This window comes from Proteus penneri (assembly GCF_003144535.1).
Taxonomy (GTDB): domain Bacteria; phylum Pseudomonadota; class Gammaproteobacteria; order Enterobacterales; family Enterobacteriaceae; genus Proteus; species Proteus penneri.
In genome coordinates this window covers 139,285-154,962 of sequence record NZ_PHFJ01000002.1, presented here as the reverse complement: position 1 = coordinate 154,962, position 15,678 = coordinate 139,285, and the positions used below count along the sequence as shown (strand labels likewise).

Sequence of the window (15,678 nt, the reverse complement as noted above, 5' to 3'; positions counted from 1 at the left end):
CTTATCCTCCTGTAACAGGTGGGAAAAAGGCGATTTCATCACCATCATTAATAACGTGAGAACCTTGAACAAAAGATTGATTTACCGCTGAGAGTAACTTGCCATCTTCTAACGCAAGTGACCATCGTTCACCTTTGTTGATTAATACTTTACGTAAATCGTCTACTGTGTGGTATTCACAATCTAATTCGAGAGAATCAACACCCACTAACTCACGGACTTGCGCAAAAAAGAGAACTTTAATCATGCTTCCACCTTAAAGTGGCCTGATTTACCACCTGTTTTTTCTAATAAACGTACAGGCCCTATCACCATATCTTTTTGAACGGCTTTACACATATCATAAATCGTTAACGCCGCTACCGATGCCGCAGTCAATGCTTCCATCTCAACCCCTGTTTTACCGGTTAAACGACAAACAGATTCAATGCGTACACGATTAGATTCAGTGAGTGCTTCTAAACGCACTTCGACTTTAGTTAATAACAGCGGGTGACATAATGGGATTAATTCCCATGTTCTTTTTGCTGCTTGAATACCTGCAATTCTTGCGGTCGCAAATACATCACCTTTATGGTGTTTACCTTCGGTGATCATGCTTAATGTTTCTGCTGACATTTCAACAAAAGCTTCAGCACGCGCTTCTCGCACTGTTTCAGCTTTAGCGCTAACATCTACCATGTGAGCTTCACCGGCAGCATTAATATGAGTTAGTTGAGACATGCACAACTCCTGAAATTAACGAAATAACAGAGCGAAAAACTATCCACCAATAACAGATAAATTCGGTGTCATACCGCTATCGCCTTGATGAAGAAAATGAGTTTCTCGTTTATGAAGAAGCCCGCCCTGAATACGCTGTTGTAATGCTTGTTGTTGACTATCATCAGCAAGTAAGTCGCGTAAAGGAATGCCATTTTCACCAAATAGACAAAGATGGAGATTACCAATAGCCGAAACACGTAAACGGTTACAGGTTAGGCAAAAGTCTTTCTCATAAGGCATGATCAGACCAATTTCACCTTGATAATCAGGATGGGTAAATACTTGAGCAGGCCCGTCACTACGGGCGCGAGGAATTTGTAACCAACCTTCATTGAGTAAGCGCTGACGAATAACTTCACCAGACAAATGAAAGCGGTTGAAAATATCACTCCCGTCACCGGTTTCCATTAATTCAATAAAGCGCAGCTGAATAGGTCTGTCTTTGATCCAATTAAGAAAATCAGGGAGGTTTTTATCATTCACATTGCGCATCAACACAACGTTAACTTTGACTTTTTCGAACCCCGCAGTAAATGCTGCATCAATACCTTCCATTACTTGATTAAATTTATCTTGCCCAGTAATAGCATGGAATTGACGAGGATCGAGGCTATCAACACTCACATTAATTGCACTTAAACCCGCGTCACGCCATTGTGCAACATCTCGTGACAAACGATAACCATTTGTTGTTACTGCAATTTTTTTAATTGCAGCATTATCTTTGATTGTCGCGATAATATCAGTAAAATCGCGGCGCATTGTCGGTTCACCACCGGTTAAGCGGATTTTTTCTGTTCCTAATGCAGCAAAAGATTGCGTGAGTCTACTGATTTCATCTAATGAAAGAAATGATTTGTGTCCATTAGGCTTATAACCATTAGGCAGGCAATAAGTACAACGGAAATTGCACACGTCTGTAATTGAAAGACGTAGATAGAAAAACTTGCGGGAAAACGCATCAACGAGTTGTTGCATAATAACACCTTTCCAAATCGGGAGATGCAGACATTTCTACCTTGCACCCTGGTGACTTGCTTCGTCACGGCCAGAACATCATATCTTGTCAATACACGACTTAGACGTAAAGGCTAGGAGTTTATCTTTACCTGTTTTTCACAGGTTTCTAATACCTATATATTTATTGTGGATTCTACCTGCTAATTATGCAAAAAGCGAATAATGTTTTCGCTATATAATTTATAATACAACGACTTACAACACTTTAGTCACGCTAATAACATAAATAAAAACACTTTAGTTGGTTAAATATTAGGCTATCAAAAGTGAAATAAAACTAGGAATGTGATGAAATCACGTCGTGATCATAGGCTTAAAATTTAATTGTGATAAATTAGCGGCAAATTTTTAAAGATGAGTAGAACAAATATGCGAAATCGCACGCTAAGTGATTTAGATCGTGTTGTTGCCCTTGGTGGTGGTCATGGCCTTGGACGTGTGCTTTCAGCACTCTCCTACTTAGGCTCTCGCCTTACTGGTATTGTTACAACAACAGACAATGGCGGTTCTACTGGCCGTATTCGTCAAGAAGAAGGTGGCATTGCGTGGGGTGATATGCGCAATTGCATTAATCAGTTAATTACTGAGCCTTCGGTGGCTTCTGCCATGTTTGAATACCGTTTTTCTGGTACAGGTGAACTGGCTGGGCACAATTTAGGAAATTTAATGCTAAAAGCGTTAGATAACTTAAGTGTTCGGCCTTTAGAAGCAATTAATCTTATTCGTGGCTTATTAAGAGTCAATGCACATCTTATTCCTATGTCTGAACAAGCCGTTGATCTAATGGCAATAGATGATCAAGGTAATGAGATTTATGGTGAAGTTAACGTTGATATTTTGCCTAAGATCCCACAAAAACTTGATCTTTATCCTAAAGTACCCACGACGAGAGAAGCCATTGAAGCCATTGATCAAGCAGATCTTATCTTAATCGGCCCCGGTAGTTTTTTTACCAGTTTAATGCCTTTGTTATTATTGCCAGAGCTTGCACAAGCATTACGCCGTAGTAGTGCAACAACGATTTATATTGGTAATTTAGGCAAAGAGCTAAGCCCCGCGGCTGCCAGTATGACGATGTCTGATAAAATCGCTATGATGGAAAATTATATTGGTTTACAAACAATAGATGCCGTGATCATTAGCCCTGAAACACAATATGAATCGATGAAAGGTCGATTAATTGTACAGACCCAATTGGAAGCTAAAGATATTCCTTATCGTCACGACCGCCATCTATTAAGCAAAGCTATTGAGTTAACATTACAGCAATTAGGGCAACGTAATTCATCACCTCAAGCTATTAAATAGTATTTATTACCTTGCTTCCATAAAAAAACCGCATCTGCAATAAACAGCAAGTGCGGTTTTTGGTTGGTAAAAACACAATATCACTATTGGTTTTCAACGTATTATTAGCTATTAAGCTGCTTTAATGTAATACGCTGGCTAATCACTTCTTCAATTTCGTCAAGTGTCATTGGTACATCATTTTTCATCAGACCGAGACCAGCCACAGTACGAGAGAAAGATGTTAAATCCAATGGCGGTAAATCCATTATCCAGTTTTCTTCTGTTGCCAACGTATCTTCTGCATTCAGAATATTTTGTATCACATCCGTAAAAGCTTGATGTGAAGAAACCCAATCTTGATCGCCACTTGCCCAAAACCAACGAGCAGCAATAAAGTTTCTCCACATATCTTCCCAGCCATCATAGATCCGACGCAACATTGATGCGCTCATTAATGACCAGGTTTGAGCTTCTTGTTGAGTAATATAACCTTGTTGGCAACCTTCTAGACAAAGTTTGTTAAAACGGCAGAGATCCCAAATAAGGTATTTCACATTTTGGATGTTCATGCGATTAGTGCTCATCATATCAATTTGCCATAAACGCTCATTTTTATCATGTTCAGTTAACTCAGAAAGTAAAATGTCATTTTTTAATGACTGAACATCGTCTTCTTTGCCATTCAAAATTTGATCACGTAGCTGATAAAAATCATTGGTGTGGCCTTGAGTGAGCAACCAAAATAGTTGATACACTAAATCCCAACGGTCGTTAATTCCCCAACCTGCTGATAATCCACCATCATCTTTACCTCGAGCATATTCGTTATATGCCCACTCATTCATTGCGGCATAAGGTGCTGCAACATATAAACCCCATTCATGAGGTAATAACTGAGCTGATGTATTTTCTGCTTCAGATAAAATGGGCTCTTGCCCTGATGTTGATGATTTTTGCAACTCACTATCTTGTACAGTAAATTTGCGTAGCCATTTAAAAAGTATAATAAGAAGAATAACTCCAAGAATTACCCCAGCAGAGCTAGGAAACCCTGCATAAACATAACCACTCATTCACTGTCCTTAATATCTTTTTTATCTTTGTAAATAATTGACGCTTTGTTTGTTGTGGTATTTAAACAGTTGAACGCCATTAAGGGAATATAAAACTAGGCAAAAAATGGAAGATAGAAGATAAAAAGGGATAATCCCTGTAAAATAAGGATACCCCTTTATCGGTTTGTGAATTTAATTTCGCTAATTAAGAGTTAGCAATAAATTGAGCACGTAATGCTTGCAACTTATCACGCGTACTCGCTGCTTTCTCAAATTCAAGATCTTTTGCATATTGGTACATTTCAGCTTCTAAACGTTGGATCTCTTTTTCCAATTCAGCCGTTGATAACAACGGATAATTTTCATGAATATCTGTTGCTTTATGCCCTTTCTTATTGCGCCCTTGCGTAGGTTGACCAATCTTAAGAATATCACCCACTTTTTTATTTAATCCTTTAGGGACAATACCATGCTCAAGATTAAATTGTTGCTGTTTCTCGCGACGACGCTCAGTTTCGCTTATCGCTTTTGCCATTGAATCGGTAATTTTATCGCCATATAAAATTGCTTTACCTTCAAGGTTACGAGCCGCACGACCAATTGTCTGAATCAATGAACGTTCTGAACGTAAGAAACCCTCTTTATCAGCATCTAAAATCGCTACTAAAGAGACCTCAGGCATATCTAAACCTTCTCGAAGTAAGTTGATACCCACTAATACATCAAACTCACCTAGACGCAAATCACGAATAATTTCGACACGTTCAACAGTATCAATGTCAGAGTGTAAATAGCGAACTCGTTCGCCATGCTCTTCAAGATATTCTGTTAAGTCTTCAGCCATTCGTTTTGTTAGTGTTGTAACCAATACACGTTCATTTTTTGCTGCACGAATACGAATTTCAGAAAGTAAATCATCAACTTGTGTGGCAACTGGTCGCACTTCAACAATCGGATCAAGTAAGCCTGTTGGTCTTACAACTTGTTCGATAATTTCATTACCCGATTTTTCAAGTTCATATTTACCCGGTGTTGCTGAAACATAAATCGTTTGTGGTGCTAACGCCTCAAACTCTTCAAAACGTAACGGACGGTTATCAAGCGCGGAAGGTAAACGGAAGCCATATTCAACTAAGGTTTCTTTACGCGAGCGATCGCCTTTGTACATTCCGCCAATTTGTGGAATGGTAACGTGTGATTCATCAATCACTAATAGACCGTCAGCAGGAAGGTAATCAAACAGGGTTGGAGGTGGCTCACCAGGCCCTCTACCTGATAAATAGCGTGAATAGTTTTCGATACCTGAGCAATATCCCAATTCATTCATCATTTCGAGATCAAATTGAGTACGCTGTGTCACGCGTTGTTCTTCAACGAGTTTATCATTCGCTAAAAGCACTTTGCGTCTGTCTGCAAGTTCTTTTTTGATTTCTTCCATCGCTTCAAGAATACGCTCGCGGGGAGTGACATAGTGCGTTTTAGGGTAAACAGTAAAACGAGGCACATTATAGTGAATTTGCCCTGTTAAAGGGTCAAACAGTGAAAGGCGTTCGACTTCTTCATCAAATAGCTCAACACGTAATGCATAATCATCAGATTCAGCTGGAAAGATATCAATCACTTCACCACGTACGCGAAATGTACCTCGCTGGAAGGCTTGATCATTGCGAGTATATTGTAAATCAGCAAGGCGGCGTAAAATGGCACGTTGGTCGATTATCATGCCGTTAGTCAGATGAAGCATCATTTTTAAATAACTATCAGGATCACCTAAACCGTAGATAGCAGAAACCGATGATACGACAATAACATCTTTACGTTCTAGCAAAGCTTTAGTCGCAGATAGACGCATTTGTTCAATATGTTCGTTAACAGAAGCATCTTTTTCAATAAAAGTGTCTGAGCTTGGCACATACGCTTCTGGCTGATAATAATCGTAATAAGAAACAAAGTATTCCACTGCATTTTCAGGAAAGAATTCTTTCATTTCACTATAAAGCTGTGCTGCCAATGTTTTATTCGGCGCCAACACCATAGTCGGACGATTGAGATTGGCAATTACATTGGCAATCGTAAAGGTTTTACCTGAACCTGTTACCCCTAAAAGAGTTTGATGAGCAAGACCATCATCTAACCCTTCACAGAGTGAGGCAATAGCGGCAGGTTGATCACCACCCGGTTTAAATTCAGAATGCAGTTTGAAATCTTTGCTCATATTTTCATCTCCTCGCTGACACTCCTTATGATACTGGATAAAAATCCAGCTTCAATCTCTATCTCACAAAATTTGTCTGAATAATTAGCATAAGTTATCCCCAGTTTTGGAACTGAATTTTTTTCAAAAAGGCAACCCCTTTTTTGTGAATTATTCCAAGAGACACACCAACACCACTTCCTCTATTGATTTTATTTAATTAATTGATATATAAGAATTAAAAATAAAAGTTGAGAATAACACCAATCTTTAGCAATGCATTGTATTCTCTCTATTCAGCGTATTTTTATAATGGTAATACACAAGGTTATCCACAGGAATAGTGGATAACTGTACAAAGTTGTTATCTCTCGGTAGGTTACGTCTTTTTTTCTACCTTAAAATATCCCTAAAAATTGACTGAATTTATTTTTTTTATTTTTTTATTAGTATAAAAAATAGACTTTTATAATTTACTTAATAACCGCCTATCAACTTAGTTTTAAACAGGAAAGATCGAGATAAGAAGTAAAATTATGCTCTTTTACTTCGTTTAAGTAGGGTATTTTGCCTAAAAATGGTGCGTTAATATGCTGTTTTAATGTTGCCAGATATTCTTTTTGATATCGCCCCGCAGGTTCAACTTCATTTGCAACCCAGCCAGCCAATGTTAAACCAGACTGAATAATTGCTTGTTGCGTTAATAACGCATGATTAATGCAACCCAATTTAACACCCACAGTCAAAATAACAGGTAGCTTTTCATTGATAACCCAATCAGAGAAAAAATAGTTTTCTGACAGTGGGGTAAACCAACCACCAGCGCCTTCGACTAAAACCCAATCAGCTTGTTGCTTTAAATAAGACAACCCTTCTGACATCACATTAAAATCAATAGGCTGTTTTATTTCTTGGCTAACAATATGTGGCGATGTTGGCGTTTCAAAACAGTAAGGATTAATACGGTGATAATCTAACTTTACTGTACTGAATTTTTGCAGTGTCAGTGCATCTGAATTACGTAAACCTTCATTTAGCCACTCACTTCCCGAAGCAACAGGCTTATAGCCTACGGTTTGATACCCTTGATGCCCCGCACATTGCAATAGTGCACTACTAACTACAGTTTTACCCACTTCTGTATCTGTACCTGTTAAAAACCATGTCTTAGCCATATGATATTTTTCCTATAACAATTTGATAAGTGAGTAAATATTTACCTGATTCTGTTTTCCATACATTTTCTAGCGCACGAAATTTTTGTCGTGTCATCAACCCTTTTTGTCGATCTCCTTGCACAAAATTGGCGCCAACGCCCTTTAAAGAAGCAAACAACGCATGTAATGAATCATAATGTTCTGTAACCGTTTCAGTAGAAAATTGGCAATGAAAGCCACAACACGCTTTCTTAATATCGTGAAGCGATAAAAAAGGATTAACATGCGGATGTTGATCAAGAGATTGCCAAGCCTCTCTGACTTCTTGCAGTGTCAACGTAGTGAGTGTTGAGAAATAAAGTGCACCTTTTTTATTTACTGCTTTCATGAGTGAGTTAATCGCAACAGATAAATCATCACACCATTGCATCGCTAAATTACTAAACACGATATCCACACTTTGTGGCGTAATTGCACAATGCTCGATATCACTTTGTAAGTAACCATCAGCCCGCTGTTGTTGTTTTGCCACTTGTAGCATGGTGTGTGACAGATCAAGTGCAATAACAAACTTGCCTTGTTGTTTCCATTTTTGGCTGAAATATCCTGTTCCGCATCCTGCATCTAAGACAATTTTGCCACTATCATAACGCGCTAAATCCATTAATTTATTACCGCTATAGCGCTGAATATTGGCGTGATTATCGTAATGAACCGCAGCTTTACCAAATGTTTGGGCTATACGTTGTTTATCTGTTTTGACTAAAGAATGCATGAAGCGTCTCGATTAACAGCTTAATATCTGAAAGATGATGGCGAGTGGTTAACGTTATTCGTAAGCGTGCACTTTGAGGCGGTACAGTAGGAGGAAAAATTGCCTTTACCCATAGACCTTTAGATTGCAGATAATCTGAAAGTGTTTGGCATAATTGCTCATCACCGATAATTAATGGCTGAATAGCCGTTTGTGAAGGCAATAATTTAATAGGAAGCGAAACAACACCTTGACGAAAGGTATCAATTAATTGTTGAAGGTATGCTCGCTCACCATCAGCTTGTTTAATCATATTGAGTGCTGAATGTAACGCAACTGCCTGTGCAGGTGGCATTGATGTACTGTAAATAAGATGGCGTGCGTATTGTTCAAAAAATTCCGCTGTTGACTTGTTACAAAGCACTGCCGCCCCACTGACACCAAAAGCCTTACCAAAAGTCACCACTAATAGCTCAGGTTTGATACCCGCTTCATCACAACTACCTCGACCTTCTTTACCTAAAACACCAATACCGTGTGCGTCATCGACCATTAACCATGCATCATGTTGTCGGCTTATTGTTGCTATTTCTGTTAATGGGGCTTGATCTCCATCCATGCTAAATACCCCTTCTGTAACCACCAAGGTTTTACTAGCCGACGTTTTATTAAGTCGTTGAAATAAAGAATCAGAAGAATTGTGTAAAAAACGCCATAATATAGCGGGTGATAATACAGCGGCTTCCATTAACGAGGCATGGCAAAGTTTATCCGCAATAATAGCATCGTCTTTTTCAAGTAATGCCGAAATAACACCTTGGTTAGCACTATAACCGGATGAAAATAACAATGCATTATCGTAACCTAGCCAATCTGCAAGATGCTGTTCTAACTGTGCATGAGCTTGTGTAAATCCAGTGATATGCCCTGATCCACCGCTACCTACACCATACTCATCAGCACCTTGTTGCCATGCTTTAATGACGTCCGCATGTTGGCTGATACCTAAATAATCATTACCTGAAAAATTAAGGTACTTTTCACCTGATATTGTGATCAAAAAACGCCCCTTCACCTGTTTGATCACGTTGCGTTTTCGCCATAATGGCGTATTTCTACGCCCATTAAGTTGTTCATCTAAATAGGTTTGCCAACTCATTACAGTGCCGCATTATAAAATTGTTCAGTGTCTTTATTGGCAACCGCTTGCATCAAAGCTTCTTCTTGCTGATTGTCACCCATAGATACTGCTAATCGTTCAGGATTTAAGCCTAATTTACGGAATAATTGGTGATCTTTATCTTCAGTTGGATTGGTTGTTGTTAACAATTTGCAACCATAGAAAATAGAGTTCGCTCCAGCCATAAAGCAGAATGCTTGTGTTTGTTCACTCATTTGCTCACGACCGGCAGAAAGGCGTACATAAGAGCGAGGCATCATGATACGAGCAACGGCGATAGTACGAATAAAATCAAAGGGATCGACATCTTCATTATCAGCTAATGGCGTACCTTTAATTTTGGCTAACATATTAATCGGCACACTTTCTGGCGGTTGTGGCAAATTGGCTAATTGCACCAACATTGCAGCGCGATCTTTAACTTCCTCGCCTAACCCTAAAATTCCGCCAGAACACACTTTAATACCCGCATTGCGCACTTTATCAAGCGTATCTAAGCGATCTTGATAGGTCCGTGTTGTCACAATACTGCCGTAAAATTCAGGTGAGGTATCAAGGTTGTGGTTATAAAAATCCAGCCCTGCATCTGCTAATCGGTTAGCTTGTGAATCATCTAACTTCCCCAAAGTCATACAGGTTTCCATGCCTAATGCTTTGACTTCTTTCACCATCTGTTCAAGATAAGGCATGTCACGTTCATGCGGGTTTTTCCAAGCTGCTCCCATACAAAAACGCGTTGAACCCGCTGCTTTCGCTTTTTTTGCTGATTCAATCACTTGCTGCACTTCCATTAAACGCTCTTTTTCTAATCCGGTTTTATAGCGCGCACTTTGAGCACAATATTTACAATCTTCAGGACAAGCTCCTGTTTTGATAGAAAGCAATGTACTGACTTGGATCTGTGAAGGGTCAAAATGTTGACGATGCACTTGTTGTGCTTGAAAAACCAAATCTAAAAATGGCATATCAAACAGTGCTCTGGCTTCTTTTAATGTCCAGCGTTTTAGTGTGCTCACAATACAATCTCCTGTTTAAAAGTGATTGCCAGTTTAAATAATAGGGTTATCATGTCAACTAAAATTGATCACCATTGGTTTACATGATTAAGTGAAAAATAGAATGACACCTGAAGATATCGCTTTCGATTTACGCCACATTTGGCATCCATACACCTCGATGAGTAATCCGTTACCTGCTTACCCTATCGTCAGTGCAAAAGGCGTTGAATTAGTCTTGGCTGATGGTAGAAAACTAATTGATGGAATGTCTTCATGGTGGGCTGCAATTCATGGATATAATCACCCAGAACTTAATAATGCCGTTACAACACAGCTAAGCAATATGTCTCATGTGATGTTTGATGGCATTACTCATCCCCCAGCAGTATCACTTTGTCGTAAATTATTGGCGATAACACCAGAGCCTCTTGAATGTATATTCTTAGCAGACTCAGGTTCAGTTGCTGTTGAAGTCGCACTGAAAATGGCCTTGCAATTTTGGCAGGCTAAAGGTGAAAAACGTCAACGTATTGTGGCGCTAAAGCAGGGCTATCATGGTGATACTTTTGGCGCGATGTCAGTGTGTGATCCAGATAACTCCATGCACAGTCTGTACAAAGGTTACTTGCCTAATCATCTCTTTGTGGATGCACCCAAAACAGGCTTTTATGAAAAATGGGATCCTGCTGATATCCACTCATTACGCTCAACACTAGAGCAACATCATCAAGAAATTGCCGCCGTTATGCTTGAACCCATTGTTCAAGGCGCGGGTGGAATGCGAATTTATCATCCTGAATATTTGAAACACGCAAGAGCATTGTGTACTGAATTTGATGTGTTATTAATTGCAGATGAAATTGCCACGGGTTTTGGCCGAACAGGTAAGCTTTTTGCTTGTGAGCACGCTGGAATTTCTCCTGATATTATGTGTGTAGGTAAAGCCTTAACGGGCGGTTATATGACCTTATCTGCTACCTTAACTACACGTCATATTGCCGAAACCATCAGCCAAGGTGATGCAGGATGCTTTATGCATGGCCCTACTTATATGGGAAATCCTTTAGCTTGTGCTGTTGCTGATGCCAGTTTGTCTCTAATAGAAAAAGGCGATTGGGTAAATCAAGTTGCACGACTTGAAGCCCAACTTAAAAAAGAGCTCCTGCCATTAAAACAGGTAAAAAGTGTCAAAGATGTGCGAGTGTTAGGTGCGATTGGTGTGGTCGAAATGAACGAGCCCGTTAATATGGCAAAATTACAAAAAATCTTTGTAGAAGAAGGGGTTTGGATCAGACCTTTTGGTAAGCTGATTTATATTATGCCACCATTTATTATGCCACCAACAAGCCTGACTAAACTCACTCAAGCTATTGAGAAAGTGGTTAATCTCTCATAAATCTTTCATTCAAATAAACCTCTAGTAAGGTAATGTTTTGCTAGAGGTTTTCAGTAACTTTTATACTGTGATAGTTATTTCGTCACAACAGTAACCCACATTGCGCCTTTACCTACTGGATAACACGCTAATTCTGTTAAGGCACCCGTATGTTTATCAATACGAGAAACAGATGCAAAATCTGATTTTTGACCACAAGAAATCAAGTAATTACCTGTATTATCAAGATTAAAACCACGAGGCTGTGTTTGTGTTGGATAATAACCTACAGGTTGTAGATAATCGCCAGCCTCAGAGATTGCCATCGCACAAATAAAGCTTTCAGAGCGTTCGCTAGCATAAAGAAAACGCCCATCAGGCGTGATATAAATATCTGATGCCCAACGAGTACTGTTAAATGTTTCAGGAACAATATCAACCGTTTGCATTAAACGGTATAAATCTCCCATGCGACGATAAACATTGATTGTCGCATCTAATTCATTAAGGCAATAAAACACATTACCATTAGGATGGAATGCCATATGGCGAGGCCCTGCATTTTGTGCTGTTGTCAGCTCTTCAGTACCTGCTTCTGTTAAACGCCCCTCTTCTGATAAATTAAATAAACGAATATGATCTTCACCTAAACAAGGCACAATCAGTTGTTTATTATTCCAATCAATATTAGATGAGTGAGGTTTATTTAATCCTTCAATAATTTGGATAGGTGATTGAGGGATACCCTTATCATTAATAGGTAAAACAGCTAAATTACCTTGATGATAAGAAGGTACAAATAAGAAACGCCCCGTTTTATCTAAGCATAAATGAACAGGAGTACTTGGAATGGAAGTGATAGCCTTTTGTTCTAACTGACCATCGGCAGCAATCGCAAATGTCACCACACTAAAATGAGGTCGAATACCGACATAAAGGTATTTTCCATCTGCACTTGCAATCATCGGTTGTACTTGCCCTGCAATCTCTACAACCTGCAATAAATCCATTTCACCTTCAGCGTTTAATGCATAAACATGGATTTGTTGACTCTCTGGACTTGCTACGTAGACTACCTGTTTCATCCCTTCTCCTTAAAATCGATTACCCATTGATTTATAAAGAATAATAGAGTAACTAACGATAACCTGTCACGATTAAGCTAGTTTATCTTTTATTAGTTAACGTGTACCATCAGCAACATTGCATCTTAATACTATCAAGGGGCTTATTTATGTCATATCGCGTTATTGCATTGGATCTTGATGGCACACTGCTTGATGACCAAAAACGTATCCTGCCGGAATCTTTAGAAGCACTCAATCTTGCAAGAAAAGCAGGTGTTAAAGTCTTAATTGTAACAGGTCGTCATCATGTTGCTATCCATCCATTCTATCAGGCACTCGATCTTGACACCCCTGCAATTTGCTGTAATGGGACTTACCTTTATGACTATATTGGTAAAAAAGTACTGGAATCCGATCCATTAACCACTCAAGAAACCAGAGCAGTATTAGATCTCGTTAAGCAAACAAATGTACACCATTTAGTTTATGCTGACGATGCAATGATGTACGACCAACTTACTGCAGCAGTACAACGCACTCTTAATTGGGCAGATACCCTTCCCATTGCACAGCGCCCCAATCTCGTTAAAGTCGATGATTTTTATAAAGCAATGCATGATGTTAATGCCATTTGGAAAATTGCCACAACAACGCCTGCTCACGATGAACTACACGCATTAGTTGAAAAAATTGAACAACAAGTCGGCTTAGAGTGTGAATGGTCTTGGGTTGATCAAGTTGATATCGCTAAAAAAGGCAACAGTAAAGGCCGTCGTTTACAACGCTGGGTTGAAGCGAATGGGATGAATATGAGTGATGTTATTGCCTTTGGTGATAATTTTAATGATCTTAGCATGTTAGAACATGTTGGTTTAGGTGTTGCAATGGGTAATGCTTCAGATGAAGTGAAAGCACGTGCGAAAATGGTCACCAAAGTGAATTCGCAGCCGGGTATTGCAGAAACTATTCACAAATATATTTTGTCTTAGTTTTATTTTTACCTCCCCAAAAGGAAAAGACCTCATTTAAAATGAGGTCTTTTTTATCAGCACATATAACGAATGAATCAAAGATGGCGGCTTAGGGAAATACTCTTAATTTGCGCATAAAGCCATTGCCCTTCTTGAATATTCAATTCATCTTTTGCCCAAGGCGTGATCCTTGCCCATAAATAATTACCATCATTGACAAGCTTTACATCGACTTGACCATCATTTTTAATGGTTTCAACCACTTTCATATGCAAAATATTACGAATACTGCTATTTGATGGACGACTCGTGGTTAATGACACATCAGAAGCATCAATACGGACACGCACATCACGACCAATTTTAGCCTCAATTTGAGGTAACCACAGCACTTGGTTACCAAAAGCCGTTGCTGTCATATCGTAATGACTATGGTGTTCTACCACCATCACATTGGCAATGCTGCTTAATGTCTCTTTTTGTAACCATGGACGTAATGCACTGCTTGCCCATACATCTTCCAGCTTACCTGTCGCCTTAATTTTTCCTGCATCCATCACAATGACATTATCTGCAAGTCGAATAATTTCATCAAGACTATGGCTCACATACAAAATAGGAATTTGTACATCTTGTGAGAGCTTTTCTAAATACGGCAGTAACTCGCGTTTACGCGGTAAATCAAGCGAGGCTAACGGCTCGTCCATTAGCATAATATCTGGCGCTGTTAACAATGCTCGCCCTATGGCAACACGCTGTTTTTCACCACCTGATAGTGTTATCGGGAAACGTGAGAGTAAATGTTCGATACCTAACAAATGAATAATGCGATCAAACTGCACTTTCATTGTTGGAGACATACCATAAAGCAAATTTCCTCTTACTGTATAATGAGGAAACAGTCGAGCATCTTGGAATACATAACCCACTTTACGTTTTTCAGGTGGCAGATAAATCTTCTTTTCAGTATCAACCAGTGTGTGATTATTTAATACGATGCGCCCTGAATCGGGTTTGGTTAAGCCACCAATTACATTAATCAGTGAGGTTTTACCCGCGCCAGATAAACCAAAAACTGCAGTAATACTTTCTGTTGGCAGTTCAGTATTGACTTCCAGACGCAGTGATCCTAACGTCTGTTTAAAATTCATCTCTAGCATACGCCCCCCAATCTTTTACGACCCCAACGAGTTAGCCACTCTGAAGCCATTAAAGAGACGAGCGCCAAAATAATTGCAATGACACATAAACGGGCAGCATCCATTTCCGCACCGGGTGTTTCAATCAAAGTATACATTGCCAGAGGGATAGTTCTTGTTTCCCCTGGAATATTGGAGACGAAAGTGATTGTTGCGCCAAATTCTCCCAATGAGCGCGCAAATGCCAACACAATGCCTGCGATGATCCCTGGCATAGACAAAGGTAACGTTATGGTAAAAAAGACACGCAATGGTGAAGCCCCTAAAGTTCTCGCTGCTTGTTCCATTCGTTGATCGACGGCTTCTAATGCTAATCTGATCGCTCTTACCATCAATGGAAATGCAACCACTGCAGATGCAAGTGCTGCGCCTCGCCAACTAAAGGTAAAGCTAAAACCAAACCAGTCATATAACCATTCACCAATAAATCCACGCCTACCCATACTGATCAGTAAAAGATAACCGACTACAACAGGAGGTAGAACTAAAGGTAAATGGATAATGCTATCAAGCAATGATTTACCGGGAAAACGTACCCTAACTAAAAGCCAAGCCATAAAAATACCAAAAGGTAGACTAATAATAACTGCAACTGTCGATACCTTAAGGCTTAGTATGATGGCTTGCCATTCGTATTCACTTAACATCTCCAA

General features: G+C 39.4%; 15 protein-coding genes and 1 riboswitch. Of the genes, 3 read left to right on the top strand and 12 right to left on the bottom strand.

The features are described from left to right. Position 1 precedes the first annotated feature (1 nt). The 3 genes from moaD to moaA form a co-directional block, all read right to left on the bottom strand. A complete protein-coding gene (gene moaD, locus CUB63_RS03755; protein WP_109400705.1) occupies positions 2 to 247 on the bottom strand; it encodes a molybdopterin synthase sulfur carrier subunit in 246 nt (81 codons plus the stop codon). Further along, positions 244 to 723, bottom strand: coding sequence for a cyclic pyranopterin monophosphate synthase MoaC (gene moaC / locus CUB63_RS03750; RefSeq protein WP_072062889.1), 480 nt, complete (start codon positions 721 to 723; stop codon positions 244 to 246). The genes moaD and moaC overlap by 4 nt, the downstream gene beginning before the upstream one ends. Positions 724 to 762: 39 nt before the next feature. Then, a complete protein-coding gene (moaA, locus tag CUB63_RS03745) occupies positions 763 to 1,743 on the bottom strand; it encodes a GTP 3',8-cyclase MoaA (RefSeq protein WP_072062890.1) in 981 nt (326 codons plus the stop codon). Continuing rightward, a riboswitch (molybdenum cofactor riboswitch) is annotated at positions 1,733 to 1,875 on the bottom strand. (Overlaps the previous gene by 11 nt.) A gap of 279 nt (positions 1,876 to 2,154) precedes the next feature. Here moaA and yvcK point away from each other — a divergent pair. Then, complete coding sequence (gene yvcK / locus CUB63_RS03740) at positions 2,155 to 3,093, top strand: uridine diphosphate-N-acetylglucosamine-binding protein YvcK (protein WP_072062891.1); 939 nt, start codon at positions 2,155 to 2,157, stop codon at positions 3,091 to 3,093. A 104-nt stretch (positions 3,094 to 3,197) separates the two neighbouring features. On the opposite strand, the gene CUB63_RS03735 is transcribed toward yvcK, so the two are convergent. The 6 genes from CUB63_RS03735 to bioB form a co-directional block, all read right to left on the bottom strand. After that, entirely contained in the window at positions 3,198 to 4,148 is a 951-nt protein-coding gene (locus CUB63_RS03735; RefSeq protein ID WP_072062892.1) for a DUF1266 domain-containing protein, read from the bottom strand. 187 nt (positions 4,149 to 4,335) lie between these two features. Then, positions 4,336 to 6,345 carry an excinuclease ABC subunit UvrB gene (gene uvrB, locus CUB63_RS03730; RefSeq protein ID WP_109847482.1) on the bottom strand — a complete coding sequence of 670 codons (2,010 nt, stop codon included), beginning with the start codon at positions 6,343 to 6,345 and terminating at the stop codon, positions 4,336 to 4,338. A 470-nt stretch (positions 6,346 to 6,815) separates the two neighbouring features. Beyond that, positions 6,816 to 7,499, bottom strand: coding sequence for a dethiobiotin synthase (gene bioD, locus CUB63_RS03725; protein ID WP_006537597.1), 684 nt, complete (start codon positions 7,497 to 7,499; stop codon positions 6,816 to 6,818). Continuing rightward, positions 7,492 to 8,256, bottom strand: a complete 765-nt coding sequence (gene bioC / locus CUB63_RS03720; RefSeq protein WP_109400701.1) for a malonyl-ACP O-methyltransferase BioC — start codon at positions 8,254 to 8,256, stop codon at positions 7,492 to 7,494. The genes bioD and bioC overlap by 8 nt, the downstream gene beginning before the upstream one ends. Then, positions 8,231 to 9,394, bottom strand: a complete 1,164-nt coding sequence (bioF, locus tag CUB63_RS03715; protein ID WP_006537599.1) for an 8-amino-7-oxononanoate synthase — start codon at positions 9,392 to 9,394, stop codon at positions 8,231 to 8,233. Before bioF ends, bioC begins: the two co-directional genes overlap by 26 nt. After that, positions 9,394 to 10,431: a biotin synthase BioB gene (bioB, locus tag CUB63_RS03710; protein ID WP_072062897.1), complete on the bottom strand. Its 1,038-nt coding sequence runs from the start codon at positions 10,429 to 10,431 to the stop codon at positions 9,394 to 9,396. Before bioB ends, bioF begins: the two co-directional genes overlap by 1 nt. A 103-nt stretch (positions 10,432 to 10,534) precedes the next feature. On the opposite strand from bioB, the gene bioA reads away from it, so the two are divergent. After that, positions 10,535 to 11,809, top strand: coding sequence for an adenosylmethionine--8-amino-7-oxononanoate transaminase (bioA, locus tag CUB63_RS03705; RefSeq protein ID WP_109847481.1), 1,275 nt, complete (start codon positions 10,535 to 10,537; stop codon positions 11,807 to 11,809). 74 nt (positions 11,810 to 11,883) lie between these two features. Here the strand turns inward: bioA and pgl are convergent, their stop codons facing one another. Next, on the bottom strand, positions 11,884 to 12,873 hold the full coding sequence (pgl, locus tag CUB63_RS03700) for a 6-phosphogluconolactonase (protein WP_109847480.1): 990 nt from the start codon (positions 12,871 to 12,873) through the stop codon (positions 11,884 to 11,886). Positions 12,874 to 13,022: 149 nt separating this feature from the next. Between pgl and CUB63_RS03695 the strand changes: the two genes are divergently transcribed. Continuing rightward, a complete protein-coding gene (locus CUB63_RS03695) occupies positions 13,023 to 13,844 on the top strand; it encodes a pyridoxal phosphatase (protein ID WP_006537605.1) in 822 nt (273 codons plus the stop codon). Between the two features lie 77 nt (positions 13,845 to 13,921). Here the strand turns inward: CUB63_RS03695 and modC are convergent, their stop codons facing one another. Together modC and modB are read right to left on the bottom strand one after the other, a co-directional pair. Next, positions 13,922 to 14,986: a molybdenum ABC transporter ATP-binding protein ModC gene (modC, locus tag CUB63_RS03690; RefSeq protein ID WP_006537606.1), complete on the bottom strand. Its 1,065-nt coding sequence runs from the start codon at positions 14,984 to 14,986 to the stop codon at positions 13,922 to 13,924. After that, a complete protein-coding gene (gene modB, locus CUB63_RS03685; RefSeq protein WP_006537607.1) occupies positions 14,980 to 15,672 on the bottom strand; it encodes a molybdate ABC transporter permease subunit in 693 nt (230 codons plus the stop codon). Before modB ends, modC begins: the two co-directional genes overlap by 7 nt. Positions 15,673 to 15,678 lie beyond the last annotated feature (6 nt).